This is a genomic window from Bradyrhizobium sp. B124, assembly GCF_038967635.1.
GTDB lineage: Bacteria > Pseudomonadota > Alphaproteobacteria > Rhizobiales > Xanthobacteraceae > Bradyrhizobium.
Genome location: NZ_CP152413.1, coordinates 8,048,869 through 8,064,079 on the forward strand (window position 1 = coordinate 8,048,869; position 15,211 = coordinate 8,064,079).

At 59.4% G+C, this 15,211-nt stretch carries 11 protein-coding genes and 2 pseudogenes; 4 read left to right on the plus strand and 9 right to left on the minus strand.

What is annotated here, in order from left to right:
* Positions 1-462 precede the first annotated feature (462 nt).
* Positions 463-981, plus strand: coding sequence for a hypothetical protein (locus AAFG13_RS37945; RefSeq protein WP_342710094.1), 519 nt, complete (start codon positions 463-465; stop codon positions 979-981).
* A gap of 258 nt (positions 982-1,239) precedes the next feature.
* Here the strand turns inward: AAFG13_RS37945 and hemN are convergent, their stop codons facing one another.
* Complete coding sequence (gene hemN / locus AAFG13_RS37950; RefSeq protein ID WP_342710095.1) at positions 1,240-2,574, minus strand: oxygen-independent coproporphyrinogen III oxidase; 1,335 nt, start codon at positions 2,572-2,574, stop codon at positions 1,240-1,242.
* 2,031 nt (positions 2,575-4,605) lie between these two features.
* On the opposite strand from hemN, the gene AAFG13_RS37955 reads away from it, so the two are divergent.
* The gene (locus AAFG13_RS37955; protein WP_342713494.1) at positions 4,606-5,331 is read left to right on the plus strand and encodes a LuxR family transcriptional regulator; all 726 of its coding nucleotides are present in this window, start codon (positions 4,606-4,608) and stop codon (positions 5,329-5,331) included.
* A gap of 372 nt (positions 5,332-5,703) precedes the next feature.
* On the opposite strand, the gene AAFG13_RS37960 is transcribed toward AAFG13_RS37955, so the two are convergent.
* The 4 genes and pseudogenes from AAFG13_RS37960 to AAFG13_RS37975 form a co-directional block, all read right to left on the minus strand.
* Positions 5,704-6,429: an outer membrane beta-barrel protein gene (locus tag AAFG13_RS37960; RefSeq protein WP_342710096.1), complete on the minus strand. Its 726-nt coding sequence runs from the start codon at positions 6,427-6,429 to the stop codon at positions 5,704-5,706.
* Between the two features lie 784 nt (positions 6,430-7,213).
* A complete protein-coding gene (locus AAFG13_RS37965; protein ID WP_342710097.1) occupies positions 7,214-7,459 on the minus strand; it encodes a hypothetical protein in 246 nt (81 codons plus the stop codon).
* A gap of 922 nt (positions 7,460-8,381) precedes the next feature.
* Positions 8,382-8,516: pseudogene (locus AAFG13_RS37970) on the minus strand (transposase); the annotation flags it as partial.
* A 47-nt stretch (positions 8,517-8,563) separates the two neighbouring features.
* A complete protein-coding gene (locus AAFG13_RS37975; protein WP_342710098.1) occupies positions 8,564-11,293 on the minus strand; it encodes a DUF5695 domain-containing protein in 2,730 nt (909 codons plus the stop codon).
* Positions 11,294-11,419: 126 nt separating this feature from the next.
* Between AAFG13_RS37975 and AAFG13_RS37980 the strand changes: the two genes are divergently transcribed.
* Positions 11,420-11,545, plus strand: a complete 126-nt coding sequence (locus AAFG13_RS37980) for a hypothetical protein (protein WP_342713496.1) — start codon at positions 11,420-11,422, stop codon at positions 11,543-11,545.
* An 11-nt stretch (positions 11,546-11,556) separates the two neighbouring features.
* A complete protein-coding gene (locus AAFG13_RS37985) occupies positions 11,557-11,928 on the plus strand; it encodes a hypothetical protein (RefSeq protein WP_342710099.1) in 372 nt (123 codons plus the stop codon).
* A gap of 51 nt (positions 11,929-11,979) precedes the next feature.
* On the opposite strand, the pseudogene AAFG13_RS37990 reads toward AAFG13_RS37985, so the two are convergent.
* From AAFG13_RS37990 to AAFG13_RS38005, 4 genes and pseudogenes are all read right to left on the minus strand, one after another.
* Positions 11,980-12,033 (minus strand): annotated as a pseudogene (locus AAFG13_RS37990) (hypothetical protein); the annotation flags it as partial.
* Between the two features lie 567 nt (positions 12,034-12,600).
* Entirely contained in the window at positions 12,601-12,975 is a 375-nt protein-coding gene (locus tag AAFG13_RS37995) for a NolY (RefSeq protein WP_342710100.1), read from the minus strand.
* A 722-nt stretch (positions 12,976-13,697) separates the two neighbouring features.
* The gene (locus AAFG13_RS38000; RefSeq protein ID WP_342710101.1) at positions 13,698-13,934 is read right to left on the minus strand and encodes a hypothetical protein; all 237 of its coding nucleotides are present in this window, start codon (positions 13,932-13,934) and stop codon (positions 13,698-13,700) included.
* 157 nt (positions 13,935-14,091) lie between these two features.
* Positions 14,092-15,120: an LLM class flavin-dependent oxidoreductase gene (locus AAFG13_RS38005; RefSeq protein ID WP_342710102.1), complete on the minus strand. Its 1,029-nt coding sequence runs from the start codon at positions 15,118-15,120 to the stop codon at positions 14,092-14,094.
* Between the last annotated feature and the right edge of the window lie 91 nt (positions 15,121-15,211).

The window sequence follows — 15,211 nt, forward strand, 5'->3', positions numbered from 1 at the left end:
ACGCTTGCCATGCACCCGTCATCTCGATCAATCTGCCGGGATTGGTAGTTGACCATGTGCAATGGTTCGATGAAGTCACGGGTCTCGGCAAAGCCGCAAGGCGGACTCCATTGCGAAGACACTCCGGGAAGCAGTGGCCAGCTCGCATTCGAGCGTCGGCAAGGTAATGGTCCGCAAGGGTCTGATGATAGAAAAATGCTGCGCCATCGCCGACGAAAACGAGAAATATTGCTCGCTGGTAGCGCGATGGTGCTGGTGCCCGCGCAAAGTGTCTCTTTGTGTTGCGGAAAAAAGGCGCCTCACACAGGAGCCGCTTCATCAAGCCAGTCGGTCGGTCACATGATCGGGCGATGCTGCGAGGAATGATATGTCGACGGTCGATGCCCCAGGAATGCGTGAGCGTCACAAGCTCTCGCGTCAACGAAATAAGCGGATCTGAACAGGGATGTTGCGTGAGGGACGATGGAGATGATTGATCAAGCGGCCGCTTCGGATTTGCGGCCGCTCTTGCACAGACCGCCAAGACGCATTCTTTGGGTTTTGGTGCTGCCATTCGTTCTCCTCGGCTCGTGTGCCGCTGGTGCCTATTTCTGGGCCAACTTCGGAGAGTTTGTCGAGACGCCGGTAGCCCGGGACGTCCCTCCAACGATGGGTCTGTCACCGGAGGACAGGGCATCCTTGTTCGAAATAAAGTGGGCACAGCAGAAGGCTGCCGATGAGTTCTCAGAACTCAACCGCCGGTTCGATGCCCAGCGGCAGGACCTCAAAGCGAACTTGGATCAGATCACCGTGCTGAGTTCGCGGATCGATTCCCTCCAGAAGTTAATACTCGCCACCTCTGTCCCTTCCGTCCCTCCCTCGTCGCCAGCCCAAGCTGTTTCGAGCCCAGCCAAGAAACGCGTTGGACGGTCGAAGCCACAGGGACCTGTTTCCGTCGGAGGCGCGCCAGTGATCGCAAACCCGAAGACAGGCGAGCGCTGACGTCTCGGACGGCTACAGGCGTAGCCGAATCCTCAATCGCGCTCGAGCAGGTGGGCCGTCGCTTCGCAAAGCGGTTTGTGGCGGCAAGGCACCCGAGCTTCGGAGGACGCCGGCGTCTCCAAGGGCGCGTTCGCGCGGATCGTCACCATCATTCGAGAGCACTCTGGGGCAGGTGGGGTAGCTGCCCGCGGCGCTTCGTCCGATCACTCGTTCACGAGGAGCGTTGATGATTTTGGAGTGCTCACCTGCCTGGCTTCCTCAATAGGGGGCGCGGTCGATATGAGCGTCGAACGCGGCAGCAACAGCGCGAGTGACAAAACGGTGCTGCTGCCTGACACGGATGAGACCCGCTTCAATGTCCACTATCCCGTCTTCCGCGAGCATTCCCAAGCGGTCAGCGGAATCGAGAACAGCAATCGGATCAAATCCGTGGGCAGCACAGATTGCCGGTAAGTCGGCCTGCAAGTCGCACATCAGACGCTCGATGATTGCTGCCCGGAGGCGATCTTCGGCGGTGAGACAGTAGCCTTTTGAGATTGCCAGACGACCAGCTCCAATGTGTTGGCTATAGGAAGCGGTTGCGATCTCGTTCTGGACGTATCCGTCACGGAGACGGCCGATGGCTGACGGACCGAAGCCGATCACGGTTTTACAGGTATCGGCCGTATAACCCAAGGAGTTGCGGCGCAGCTGACCGGCTGTCTGCGCCAGCGCGAGCTCGTCGTCCGGCAAGGCGAAATGGTCGAGCCCGATTTGGCGGTAGCCGGCGGAGACCAGCGTATCGGCCACGGCCGCGGCCTGCTCGGCGCGGGCAACATTGTCCGGCAGCGCCGCCTCGTCGATCTGGCGCTGACGTTTCATATAGGAGGGAACGTGGGCGTAGCCGAAAACCGCAAGCCGGTCGGGCCGCATGGCCAAGGCCGTCCTCGCGGAGTCCACGCAGGACTGCACTGTCTGATGTGGCAGCCCGAAGAGGAGGTCGAGGTTGATGCGGCTTATTCCATGCTGGCGAAGAGTTTCGACGGCAGAAGCCGTTTGTGCCTCGCTTTGGAGGCGGTTGACCGCCCTTTGAACCAGGGGATCAAAGCTTTGCACGCCGATGCTCGCGCGGCTGGCGCCGGCTGCGCCTAAGGTTTCGGCCATCTCCACTGTGAACGCGCGCGGGTCGATCTCGATGGCGACGGTAGCCGATTTACTGAACGCGAAGCAGCCGCGCAGGAGTTCCATAAGGGCCAGGAAATCGGCCGGCGCGATGGTGGTCGGCGTTCCGCCGCCAAAATGCACGTCGCTCACGGGCAAAGCGCGTGGCACTTGCTCTGCGACCAATCGAATCTCCTCCCGCAGCACCGCCAGAAAATCACGAATCGGCCGCTCGCTGCGAGTGAGGCTCGTGGGAAAGCCGCAATACCAGCAGATCGACCGGCAGAACGGAACATGGAGATAGAGAGATACGGGGTCGTCGGGCGGCAGCCGCCTCAACCATGTCTTGCAAGCCTCGGCGCCGACGCTCCCAGAGAAATCAGGCACGGTTGGGTAGATGGTGTACCAAGGCAGACGAGCATCGCAATATTTGTTCAGGAGTGAGGTCTGCAAGGCTTAACATTCCCATGCTCATACAGCATGAAGTTGACCTATGCTCACTCCTGTGTCTTTGCGTTATGTCAACGCGCCCGCTTTGAAATCTGCCCCCGTTCTCGTTTACCAGGAAGGAATTGCACGGCGATGGTCGTACGCTCTTCGTTGCTGCGTTCTCTACGTCTGTGCTGCCGGTACAGATCAAAAGCGCAATCAGGTCGAACAAATAGCCTTTGTGTACAACTGAAAGCTTCGACAAGCAGTGATGGCGCAGGGGTCGCTGCGCTGTTCGCGAATGGAGGCGTTTTCGATAATGCAGCAGCTTTGCATTCGGATGTTGCGGAGTTCATTCAAGATTCATTCAAGGCAACCCGATCATCAGGAAACAACCCGCGGATTGGACTTGGCCCTTTGGAGTGGAATGACGCTTGGCCCCGGTGGATCTCGCGTCATCAGCAAAAATCCCAGCGCAGCGTCCATCGAAATCCCGTTCCAAGCCTCGTGATGTCACGGACAAGCAGTTGCTTGTTAGATGAAAACGCCAAGTGCGAGATTCTACAACCTGACGCTACGTGCGATTCAAGTCCTTGGGAGCCCGCATGAAAACATTCCGGACCCCAAGTGGGAAAAATGGTTGAGCCTCAATTCCGCCACGCTACTTGTCTCATTGCCGCAAGCATCATCACGGATGTACTGATGATGTTGGGGCGGGCCCGGCGCACTTCCAACCCCGGCGAAGTGCGTCGGGGCGCCTTGGCGGCATCCCGTCCCGTCGCCAAATCCAAGCGCTCACCACGCGGGGCTGGCAGCCATGCGTGCGTGCTGGAAGGTCGTCGCAGCGAAGAGGCGGATACGGGTTGACCATCCAGCTCGCCCCCAGCGGCTGGCGCAAATGGCGCTGTCGCGTTTCCTCCCGGTGTCACGATTGCTTCAATGCGCTTAGTACACGGAAACCGATCGCCATCCTGTCAAGCGCTTGTCTGGACAGTTGATTCTGACGAACCCGACAATTGGTACGACACTTGCTGATCCGATCCATAGGTTCTCTCCCCTCTGGAGTTGCGCATGCTAAGTGTCCTCTGCATCAAGCAGGTCTCGCGACTCCGCGTATCTCCCGTTGCGCCTCTGACGCGACCATTATTTGCCCCGTCGATTCATTCGCGTCGGACCTGCCAGACGGAACGCCTCAGAGGCCGGGCACTGATGCTGGGCGGTTGCCTTCTGCGTCGACTGTTGCGTGTTGCTCATCAATCGCGCCCTCGACGCCGTCGAACGGCGGAGGACCGGCCAAAAGCTAGCGATAGCAATCCGCAAGATTGGGAAGAAAAGTGACGCCCCTGTCATCTTCGCTAGCAAGCCGAGCATCGATGCCGATACCGAGCGGGTGGAGCCTGGCACCTCCAAGCGAGCCCGCATGCTCTAGCTCACCGAGATCGCGAAGTGCAGCGACGAGGGCCCTCTCGTGCTCGCCCTTGAGACCGAACGAAGTTTCCGGCAGGCCGGACCCCGGTCTCGCACAACCTAGTTTGACCTGTGCCGACGTCGTAGCCGCTGGTGCTGTTTGGTTCGCATCGCCAGTGAAGTCTTTGCGACCGCCGGATCGCCTGCGATCAATCGCTCGCGCATGTCGGCCAGACCAGCGATCAAACCTTTCACTGCCTGCATTACCGGGGCAATTAGGCGCCGGAACGGCGTCGAAGGCGCAGACCATCGCCACGGACAACATTGCGGCGATCGTCGATTTCGCCAGTGCGTCATCCGCGAACCGGACAGATCAAATTGAACGGGCATCGGTGCTGTGGTCGCGGCGCGCCGTTCGACCTGGGTCGAAGGATGGCGGCGGCGCCTCGGCCGCTTGACGGCGACGATCACGCCGCCGCGGCTGGCGGCAAGACAACGAATTCGGAAATGTGCAGCATACGAGCGCTCCAGACTTCACGAAGCACAAACCCAAGAGTTCAGGTCATGGAACGGAACGTGGCTCCGCCTGAAACAGGCGCAATCGAACGCCGTGACACCGACTTTGATCGGCGTCCTGAGGCGCCCATCATGGATCTTTTCAGCTTTACTGAATGCGCGAACCAGACGCATTCGCTCAGAGCACTGTTCGAGCTTCTTGTAAGCTGTGCCACCGAGGAGGGGTTCAGTGAAGTTGCTTACGGCGCCCTCAACTTCGTCGAGCCACTTCGGCTGGCGGAGTATCCACCCCCGACTGTGGCTGTGAAGTGGCCGCCAGACTGGTGCGACCGATACTTCAAACGCAAGTACCATACCATTGATCCGGTGGTGCGGCGGACGCCCATGCTGTCGGGGCCGTTTTTGTGGGATCGACTCGCCGATCACTATCAACTTCAACCCGACGAGAGACGCGTACTGGATGAGGCCAGAGAGGCAGGCCTGAAGCATGGCATGAGCGTGCCGCTGTTTGGACCGTTGGGCCGCGTATCTGTGGTGTCGTTTGCATCTCCGTCCGACGATGCTGATCCTCAGGACCGCATCGGTCATCTCAACGCACTGGCGTGGAACTTTCACACCGCCTATGGCGAGATCGCACGCCCCGGCAATAACGGTTGTGAAAAGAAAGTGGCGCTATCGCAGCGCGAGATCACTTGCATGCGCTGGGTGGCAGAGGGAAAATCGTCATGGGAAATCGGGAAGATCCTGCAAATCAGCGAGAATACAGTCAATTTTCATATCAAGAATGCGATGCGAAAGCTGGGCGCGACCAGCCGAATCCAGGCGATCGTTATGGCGATTCGCCTTAACGTTCTTTGAATTCCTCACTCGAATGGAGCAAGCGCCAATTGGGTAAATTATAACTCCCAGCTTCTGGCAAGTCTCGGCATGGCACTATTTACCGAAACAGCAGACACGCCGCTCCGTCGAGACGAGCGATTTGAAACCTCACGCCGCGTCAGGTTGTGGAGCTCCGTAACCTTCAGATGACATGTCGGATCAACTGACGCGGACCGCCAACGTTGGGGCCCGGCGACGTCGTGCCATCCAGCCAGGGATCTCGCTGACGAGCTCGAGCCTGGTGCTTCGGAAAGTGCTGCAGGGATGCCGTTGGGAAGCGGAGCGCTTGAAGAAAGAACCCCGGCCGATGGTCGGGGCTCTCGATTCACCGTCGCAAGCGCGTGGTGATCATTATTTGGCAAACACCGGGCTGAACTTGTAATTGAGCCTTGCCGTGATGAGATCGACGTCCTGGTGGACGCGGTCGGCGCCAACGGCCGTTGGGAAGGTTACGTTGCTGCCCTGGATGAACAAGTGGTCATACTCGACGCCAGCTGACCAGTTCGGCGTGAGGCTGACTTCGACGCCGGCGCCGAGCGCGCCGCCCCAACGCACATCGTTGTTTCTGGCAATCTCGGCCCCAGTCGCCACTGAGTTGATGTGATAGGTGTTGCTGATCACCGCAGCACCGCCCTTCGCGTAAAGCAGCACGGGGTCGAACGCGTAGCCAATGTGGCCGGTCAGCAAGCCGAACGCATCTGTCTTGGTGCCCACCGTGCTTCCTGGGAAGGCGGTGCTGACATTGGAGCCGCTGAAGTCGGCCCAGTTGCCCTGACCTTCGATGCCGTAGACCGTCTTGAAGATCTGCCAACGATAGCCAATCTGGCCGCCGATGGTGCCGCCAGTTGAATTATGGCAGCCCTCGGGAGTGACGCCATTGAAGTCCCAGCAATTATGGCTCGATCCCCAGCCGCCATTGATACCGATATAGTAGCCGGTCCAGTCGTTGATTGGGGCTGCGACCGGCACCGGAGGCGCCTTGACGTTGACGGGCTGCACGGCGAAGTCCGCACCAAGTGCGGGAGCGGCCGCACTGAGTGCGCCGATGCTTGCAGTCAGAATCAGCAAATTCTTCATTGAGTGTCGTTCCTTTCGATGCCCCCCGGCGCCGTGCGTCTTAGCAACATCATCGCGAATTGCTGTAACTGCAGCACAACATTGTTCCGGAAGAAATCGGCTGAAACGCACGCTGCGTCAGCTTGTGAAGCGCGCAACCATCATCATGCGCAGCCTCGACCGAGATAACCGAGAGCTGGATCATGGTGAGCAAAAGGTAAATCCGGATCAACCAACGCTGAATGAAATGACGGTCTTGGATCGGTTAGTGTGTTCGTTCTTAGAAGGCGACCCGTTCCCGGTGGCCTACGAAGCGACCGAGTGGTGCGGCATGTTTTGCTCTCGCGTCACTAATCAGCTTCAAAGCCAAGCTACGCAGCGATGACCGGCGCTCGCTCGCTGTCCAGCGGGTTTCGTCAAATGATGAGCGCTGACAAATCACGCTTCGAGGGGCGATCAAGCGCATCCGTCCAGCAAGACGACCATGCCACCGTTTGCGATCGTGACTGGTGCGGTGATCATCAATCAAATCCGCTAAGGCCTCGAGACCGTTTAGTGCGTAGAGAATAGCGCGCCCGTCTCGCTCGTTATCGCATTGCGCTCGCTTCTAGCTGACTGGTCGCGCAGCGCCACGAGAATTGCGCAGGCTACGGTAGTCGAGGACGTGGTTCGCCTTTCGCGGGCAGAACATTAGCGGAGGAAGACCAGCTCGACCACGATCTATGCGGGTCGGCTTCCTGCTGCGTAAGATCACGAAAAGCCGTAACGAACCGAACTGCTCCCGCCAGTGGAGGTGCGAGCGAGCTTACTGTTTGGTCGATGGCGCCAGTTCGGCGCGCAAATTGCGTATCGCCTCGTTTGCCAGATGCAAGGTATTCCGTTCGCCATTCCTTATCGAGCACTCCAGGAAAGCGCGCAATCGGCTATGAAGGACTGTCTTGAGATTATGCGCCAGGATCGGGTCCTTCTCGACAAAGCGCCACGCTTTGTCAAATGCGACGCTCACGACAGCCTCTGGTACTTGCGCTTTTTCGGATAAGCCCTGATCCATCTCAAAACTCCACTCGACGTCCTGACAAGGAAGTAACTTGTCCAAGGCGAAACCGAGAGCCTGCGATTTGTCGCAGAACGCAAGAGATTCGCGGCCGGCTCGCGTATCGAGCTGCTGCTCTCGGCGCTACAATGAAGTTTATATAGATGCTTGTTGAAGTTCGGATGACCGAATGTCGTGGTGCCAAGCACGATTCGAATAATTCTGAATCGCTTGGATCCGAACATGCGTTGTCGCGTGCGTCTCTGCTCCATTTGCTCGTGTTGCTTGGTGTCGGCCAACACTGGTCGCCCTTCTTCCAAGCAATCGGAAGATCGATCCGTACCAATCGTTGCTACAGCCGTGCATGACGAAGGGGCCATTCGCCGCGCTTTCGCAGCGTCAAGCCAAGGAGCATTCTAACCGCAGTGCTGTCCGTCTTCTATGATGTCGTCCTCCAATCGTGTGGCGTATTCCGGACGCTGCTTGTTTGTTTTGTAACATGTGTCTGCGGCATGCTTCCTCGGTCTGTTGTTCGTCCCGTGGGTATAGGGCCCCGTGCCCTTGGTAGGGCTTTTGCCTCGAGTAAAGCGCGCTAAAGGAGAGGATGACGAGATGCAGGGTAATCGCGACAACGATCTTTGGATTGCTCCGCAGCCTTGACGCTGACTCTTCTCGCCTCGGACCCTAGCGCGGGTGATACGTGCGACGCAACAATTCATGTCTTCTTGAGCCTTGCCCTCCGAAGGGGCGTGTCAAGCTGGCTGGTGCGAAAAGTGAGGAAGAAAGACTATTGTAATGCAATGGTGCGAGGGTTGCGCGTTGGGGTTAGCTCATGCGCGAAATCTGCGTAAGCACTAGTCTAGAGGCGATTCTCCCGCGAGAGCGCGGCCACGGCATTCACTTTTCCCTATTTCAACGATTATTGAATTTGCCGCCGATGCCCACCCGGCACGATCATGTGGATGTGCGGATAATGGGTCATCGCCGAACCCGAGGTATGCAGCACCGCGGTGATGCGGATACGTGCGCCGAGATGCTCGGGATTTGCGGCGATGATCGTCATCGCCTCGGAAGCCGCGTGGAACAGCAGGCCAAAAGTGCCGATCGCACCCATCGGCAACACTAGCGAGCCTGAACCCGCGGTAAGCGCGCCGCAGGCAAGCGGACGACGATCTGGCTATCCGTGATGTCGACGACTTCCTTGCGCTTCCTCCCGTCATCGTACCGCAATTCGAACGTCACTCCCGATGCAGATGGGGCAAAGGGCTCAGGCGTAAGGCTGATCCCCCCCTCCTCCAAATTCAGAATGATCGGTCTATCCGCCCGGAATCGGGCGTCAAGCAGCACCAGGTCCAATCGGAGAGACTGGAGCCGCACGTTGAGCCGTCGCCGCACGCCATCACGTGGCCAGATATGCAGGGTGTGAGCGAACGTCTCCATGATGCCACCGTGACAAACCTGCCCAAAGATGGGATCGTCGGCAACGATCGTCGCGGCAGCGCGGACCGCCCCACAAAATCCCAGGTCGATCTCGCACGAGTAATACCACGTTCCACGGTGATGCGGCTGACCGAGCCATGTGGTCCCGCTCGGCGCCGGCTCGAAGCCGCCACCGGCCGCGCCGTCATTCTCCTCGCCCGGATACCAATAGCCATGACCGGTCGACGCAGGGCCGCTGTTCAGCAACGCCCACGCGCTGAGTTGTGACGCATAGCCGAGACGAAGGAGCGGATGCGGGTCGTCTGCATCGTTCAGCGCATGATCAAGCAGCGCCCAGCCGCCCATCTGCGCCATGTAGGTCAGCGTATAGGCGTCGCCCGCAGTCCCGCGATAATCGCTGCCCAGGTAGTAATAAGCAGGTTCCAGCCAACCACGGCAGAACAGGTTTGCAGCGATCTGACGCTCCGCGAAGGCACGGGCTGCCGCCTTCGAAACCCCCATGGCGACAGGGTCGTCAAGGGCCGAGCGCGCCAGTGCCTGCGTTGATTCGAAGCCTGTGGAATCGAACGGATATTCCGACCCGAACAGGTCCGCCTTCGGATCGACGAAGGCGCGCACCTTACGCGCCCAGTGCGCCTCCAGCGTCGCCGCCTCGCGCATCAAGCCCGCCGTCGTGAGCGCCGAAACCAGTTCGGGGATCACACATTCGTTGTAGAAGCCGGTGCGATAGGCAGACCACATCACCACGCGCATCGGCACCGTGAACATGGCCAGCGCCGTACCGTAGGCGCGTACCAAATAATCTCGCGCGCTCTGGCCGGTGGGTATCGCGGGATGGTCACGCGCGATGCGGTGCATGGCCAAATACATCGCGAAGATGTGCGGATAGTCATAAGGCCGCCAGATATGCAGGCGGCCCTTTGGGCCGGGATCGCTGCTTTCCCGGTTCTGCTTCCAATCGGGTATGCCGTAGAGGCCGTAGGCGTATGCCTCCTGTGTGGTACGTTGCAGCCCGCCCCAGACGAACGTATCGATATACCGGTCCAGCGCCGCCACTTCCGCCGCATCAGGATGCTCGGCATTCTTGGTCGCGAGGTAAGCGGGCTTGCTCAGCCCGGGATCGTCGCACGTCACCTCGTAGATGCGCCAGCCCTTGATCCGGTCGTAATTGTCCGGGCCAAGCAAGACCTGCGTCTCCATGTTCCACTCGCCGAACAAACCGTCGTACCATTTGGACGAGTCACGATGCTGCCGCTTCACGATGAAGGTTGCGCGCTTCTTCATCATCGTCTCGACGGGTTCGGTAGCGAAGAATTCAAGAAAGGTCTGGCGCGCACCCGGCTGGTGCAGGGTCAGCCGGTTCTCGCCCAATCGCGAAAACCGGACCCGCCACAGTCGCCTGCCAGCCCGATCCGGCAACCGTTGCACCACCGTGTCGCCGGTAAATTCCGCTTCGATCCGCTCCACCGGAATGGAGGACGCGAGCGCGATGTCGACATGCAGGTCGTTGGGAACCGTCATGCCCGGGATTACTTCCAGGTCCACCAGACCGGCGTCCGCGATAGCCCTGCGCGCCGCCGAATAATCGGCAACCCACTGGAAGCGGAGACGGTAACGCCGTTCCTCGGCCGGCGACAGGGACAGGGAATGGGTCGGCTGTCGCCAGCGATTCCCGCCCGCCACTGCCTCGCCGGCGGCCGCCCCGCCCAAGATGTAGGCGCACCAGGTCCCACTGGCTTCGGCCGAATCCTTGTGGACATCCCAATATTCCAGTGACGTGTCCGCTTCCGGTAAGAGCATGAGGAAGGGACCGGTGCTGTTGCCGCGAATCCAGAAGATGTGCGATCCATGCCCCGAGACAAAGCTGTGCTTCAAAACAGCCAACGACACCGGTTGCCCTGCCGGAAATTCGGTGTTCATCGGCATGGGCAAATAGAGGTCGCCAACCTCCACGCTCGCCATGCCGTCGTTCCGCAGCATGATCTCCCACGTCAATCCAGCCTCGTCGACTGCGAGGCGGGTCGTCAGAAGGACGCCGGCATCGCGGGCTGCTAGTTCAAGGGCCGCGCTATGCATCGGCTTCGTTGTATCAACGCCGGTTCGAAGCATATGCCACTCGGATCCGGCACGCCGAACTCTAGCGTGAGCCGTCCCCAGCACGGCTCCAGGCAGGACATAATCCGTGTCATACGTATCGTTACGATAACGCAACGAGGTAATGCCGTCTTGTGTGCACCCAACGACGAAGGGAGAGTCAGCCGCCTTCAACACCATGGCAACCTTGCGCTGCGGCCGATTGGGTGTAGGCACCGTAACGCCCCCGAACAACGCGCTACCCAAGAAGCTACTGCCCAACAGCATCGTGCGACGCGTATACGTCCAGACTTTGGATATGCCTTTGGCCTTCGTCATCAACCGTATCCGGTATTGCCCCCATACGGATGATCAAGGCGTGCTGTTTCCCGCCGTAAACGTCAACGCGACAAAGCGACATACGTTCTCAAGTACCGAGCGTTCGGTCGGCAGCGCTTCGTCACCATCGGTCCTCACGGTGCCCCTTGGACACCAGACCTTGCACGCAAGGAGGCCAAGCGGCTTTTGGGCCTGGTTGCCAATGACAAAGACCCGGTCGACGACAAAGCCTCCCCCAGAACCATCCGCTGACAGGTCGTGATGTGGTCCACTGGGGCGAACTGAGGCGCGAACCGCTGTTGTCGTCACAGCGCGGCCCCGGACCGGAATTGCACAAGCTCGTCATCAACAAAATGGGATATTCCGACGCTTGCCGGCTGCTTCGCCACGACGTCGGGCTCGACCGGCTTCTCACCTTGGTCGGCGCGGGCTGGGGTATCCTGCTGGTACTGGAAAGTGCGACTGGAGCTGCCTTTCCTGGTGTCGTCTTCCGCGAGGTGCATGATGCCGAGGGGCCGACACGGTTGATTCGCGCTTATTGGCAGCAGGCCAACGGCAATCCATCGCTGCGTCCGTTCCTCGACCCGCTTCGGAAGCGCCATCCGGATTTCTCGACTGCCCCAGGAGCAGGGTGAGCGACTACGCGTCAGAATCTCGACGTAGCTCTTGATATCCCCAAAGAACGCAGCCAGCAGTTCGATCGTGAGCTCAACCGGCTTGTCCTCTTCAAGGGGCCTCAAGCCTGAGCTTGGTCATGGCGTCCTCCCTTTCCGTGGGGCGCCAGCACGAAATCGCGCGTCACGATAAACCGCACCGGGAAACCTGGCCGAATAGTCAGCGCCGGCTGGATGTTCAACTGGCACTGCACGGACGGCTGGCCGATCGGAGGGTTCGTTGTCGTCTGGCGTGTAGTTCGTTGTGGGCGTGTAAGGCGCAATGCGGCCGCAACTAGGGTGCAACCGTCCGGGGAAAGTCAAGCATTAGACCGGCGATCAACCCGTACCCGTGTTTCACGCTCATGCGTTGCTTCGCGCGGCTCCGCTATCGGCTGCGAGGTTGGCAAAAGTAGCTGTACCATCTCCGACGCAAGATCGTTTAGTACGGCGCTGCCCTTCCGAATCCGGCGGCGATCGGGGACGGCAGCGAAATCGACAAACCAGTGGAATCGGCACGCTCGCGCAATGGTAAGCCCATCCAATCGCGAACCTCGCTGCGGTACTCAGCGCAAGGTCGCAATGCGACTTTCAGTTCAGCAGTGAACGTTCTGTAAGCGCGCCGTCAACCGTAGAAAAGTGCCAGGTGGCATCTCACTCCCTTGCACGCGACAGAATGAGCGTGGCGATCTTCATCTGGTTGGCAGGAGTTCGCAGAGCTGCCGGTAAGGCCGCCACCGCTTGATCGAAAACGCGTCCCAAGACCAGAAGGTCTTCTGGATAATAAACGCCGCGCTCCCGGGACATTCGCGCCGTTCGCCCATCGCCGGTGTGGCCACCGGTTCTCATAGTGCCGAGCTGGCTAAGCTCCAGTTCTGCCGTGATCATTTCGTTTGTGAGCACGTTAAGTAGTCGGACGGTGTCGAGCTGGTTGCCTTGTTCGCCGACCAGGGCGGCAACGATGTCCAGTTGCAGGTCGGTGCGATCCTCGAGGTCCTGTTTGCGTGAATTGGAAGGGTCAAGTTCCACGGTGTTGCTCCAGAGTAATTAAACAGCAGGGTAGGCCGAGTAAGATGTGTGTCTCGTTTTCCGATCCGCGAGGTGGCGGACGCGAAGCTGGAACGAATTGCCGCCGCACAAGCTGTGCGCGTGCGGTCAGTCGAGAGCGGCGCACAGGACGAGACGGCGACGGTCCGGTTGGGGAAGCAGGTGTGGGCGACCGCCGCCGAGCAAGACCGAGCACGCGAGCGGAATGACGATCTCCGATCACACGACGTAGGGGCCGGGCAGTGAGACCGCGAAGCTGGTCTGGTCGCACAGGTCAACAGCAGTGCCTCGTCCTGACCGGAGGACATGTGTCTCGCAATTGGGATAGTCGGTTGGCAGCCAGCACTGCGTCGCCGGCAGGTCGCCACAGCGCCAGTTTGATGGCGCTGCCCAAGCTGTTCAAGGCGACAAGTCCAGGCCACGCTTGCTAAGACCGCCGTTTGCCAGTCCGAGTTCTGGGCAGCGCCACGCATCAACCCCGGCCAATGAGAGTGCGTGAGAACCAATCTTCTGGGGCGCCTCTGGGGTGGTGGCAATTGGGTCGGCGACGACGCGATAGATTGCGCGCCAGACGTTGCGATGGGCCATCTGACTGCAGCGGGGCCGCACGTGCGTCGATTTGAAAGAGTGGGGAGTCTCGTTGGAGATGCAGGCACAAGGGATTTGTGGCCTGCGACTATGCTGAAAGCAAAGAGGATCCATTGTCACACGACATTCGTGAAAGGTGCTTTCCGGAAACCGGCGATCTTGACTATGGGGTATTTGACGAAAACCGGTAAAATCGAAAGTTTTGATGGAATGCATCCAGCTTCCGGATAGCGCGCGCGAGCAGGATCAACCTGCTTTGGATGACGAACAAAACCAAGCCCACACGAATGGTTTCGGTTTGTCATGCCAGCGCTCCCCAAGGCAATCACTTCAGCGCCGATGACATCGGTCAAGCGGCTGACATGATGTGCTTGAGGCGCGGTCCAGTGTCCGTATTGTCGATGGACCTCCCGCAGTGCAGGCAGGGAGTCCAGATCTCCGGCTAATATGCCCTTTGCCGTCGGCAGGACGCTGGCCTCCTGCCGAGGTGCAAAACTCGGATAGATCCTGTCACCCAGACCGAGGGATGATTTCGGATTGAATTGTGGTCGCGGTGTATAGGGAAGTCTCCAACGGCAGGTTCCCGAACGCAAGCTGGCAAAGTAGGTAGTTCGCACCTGCCTGCTCCATCTGATTAAGGAGGAGCTGTCGGACGGAAGCTGGCGTTCCGACGACGCACAATTCGCTCTCAAGGGCTGCATCGAAGGTCAGCGGCAGGTTAGGTGGTGTCGGAATGGCATTCCGCTCGTAAAGGAATTTGAAGTTCTCCAGCCATCGTCGATAGGCAGCTTCGGCGGCGGCATGGGCATCTTGGTCAGACTGCGCGATCACGACCATGCGGAGCAACCCAAGAAATGGCTCTCGCCCGTCCGCGGTTGTATTGTGCGCGCGATGGGAACGGAACGCATCCGTAACGTTTCGGACAGCAGAGGAAGGGCCTGCACACGCCAGATTAGCACCATTCGCAGCGGCCCATTCCGCCGATTCGGCCCGATTGCTCGCGATCCAGGTCGGCGGATGCGGGCGCTGATGAGGCCTCAAAGTTAGAGGTACCTCGCTCATCTCAAAATGGTGTCCGCGATAGGATAGGGTATGGCCCTTCAGCGCAATATTTAGGATTTCGCTGGCTTCCTCATAACGGCCTGGCGCCGCGTCCGCACTGATGCCGAAATAGCCCCATTCGATCGGCTGCGAGCCCCGTCCGATACCGAGCTCAAGCCTGCCGCCGCTCAACTGGTCGAGCATGCAGATCTCTTCGAATGCGCGCAATGGATGATAAAGGTTGAGCAACAGTACCAGCGGACCAAAGCGCAGCTTCTGGGTACGCTGCGCGACGCTTGAAAGAAACAGATTCGGCGACGGCCCTCTGCCATGTGGTGAGCAGTGGTGCTCGGCCAGGTGATAAGCGTAAAAGCCCAGAGAATCGCACGCCTCCGCCAACTTGAGACGATCTTCGTATTGTCGTGCGACATCGCGGCCGTCGTCGTCCAAGTGGTCGAAAATGCCGCAAGTTAGTCTTGAAGGAAGGTCGCTTTTCACTCGATCATCTCCGATTGTGGAACAGGGTCTGGGTGGCTTCATGCCGTCGCGCTCAAATACGTCTCGTTCGTCATAGGCGCTGAGCGTCGTC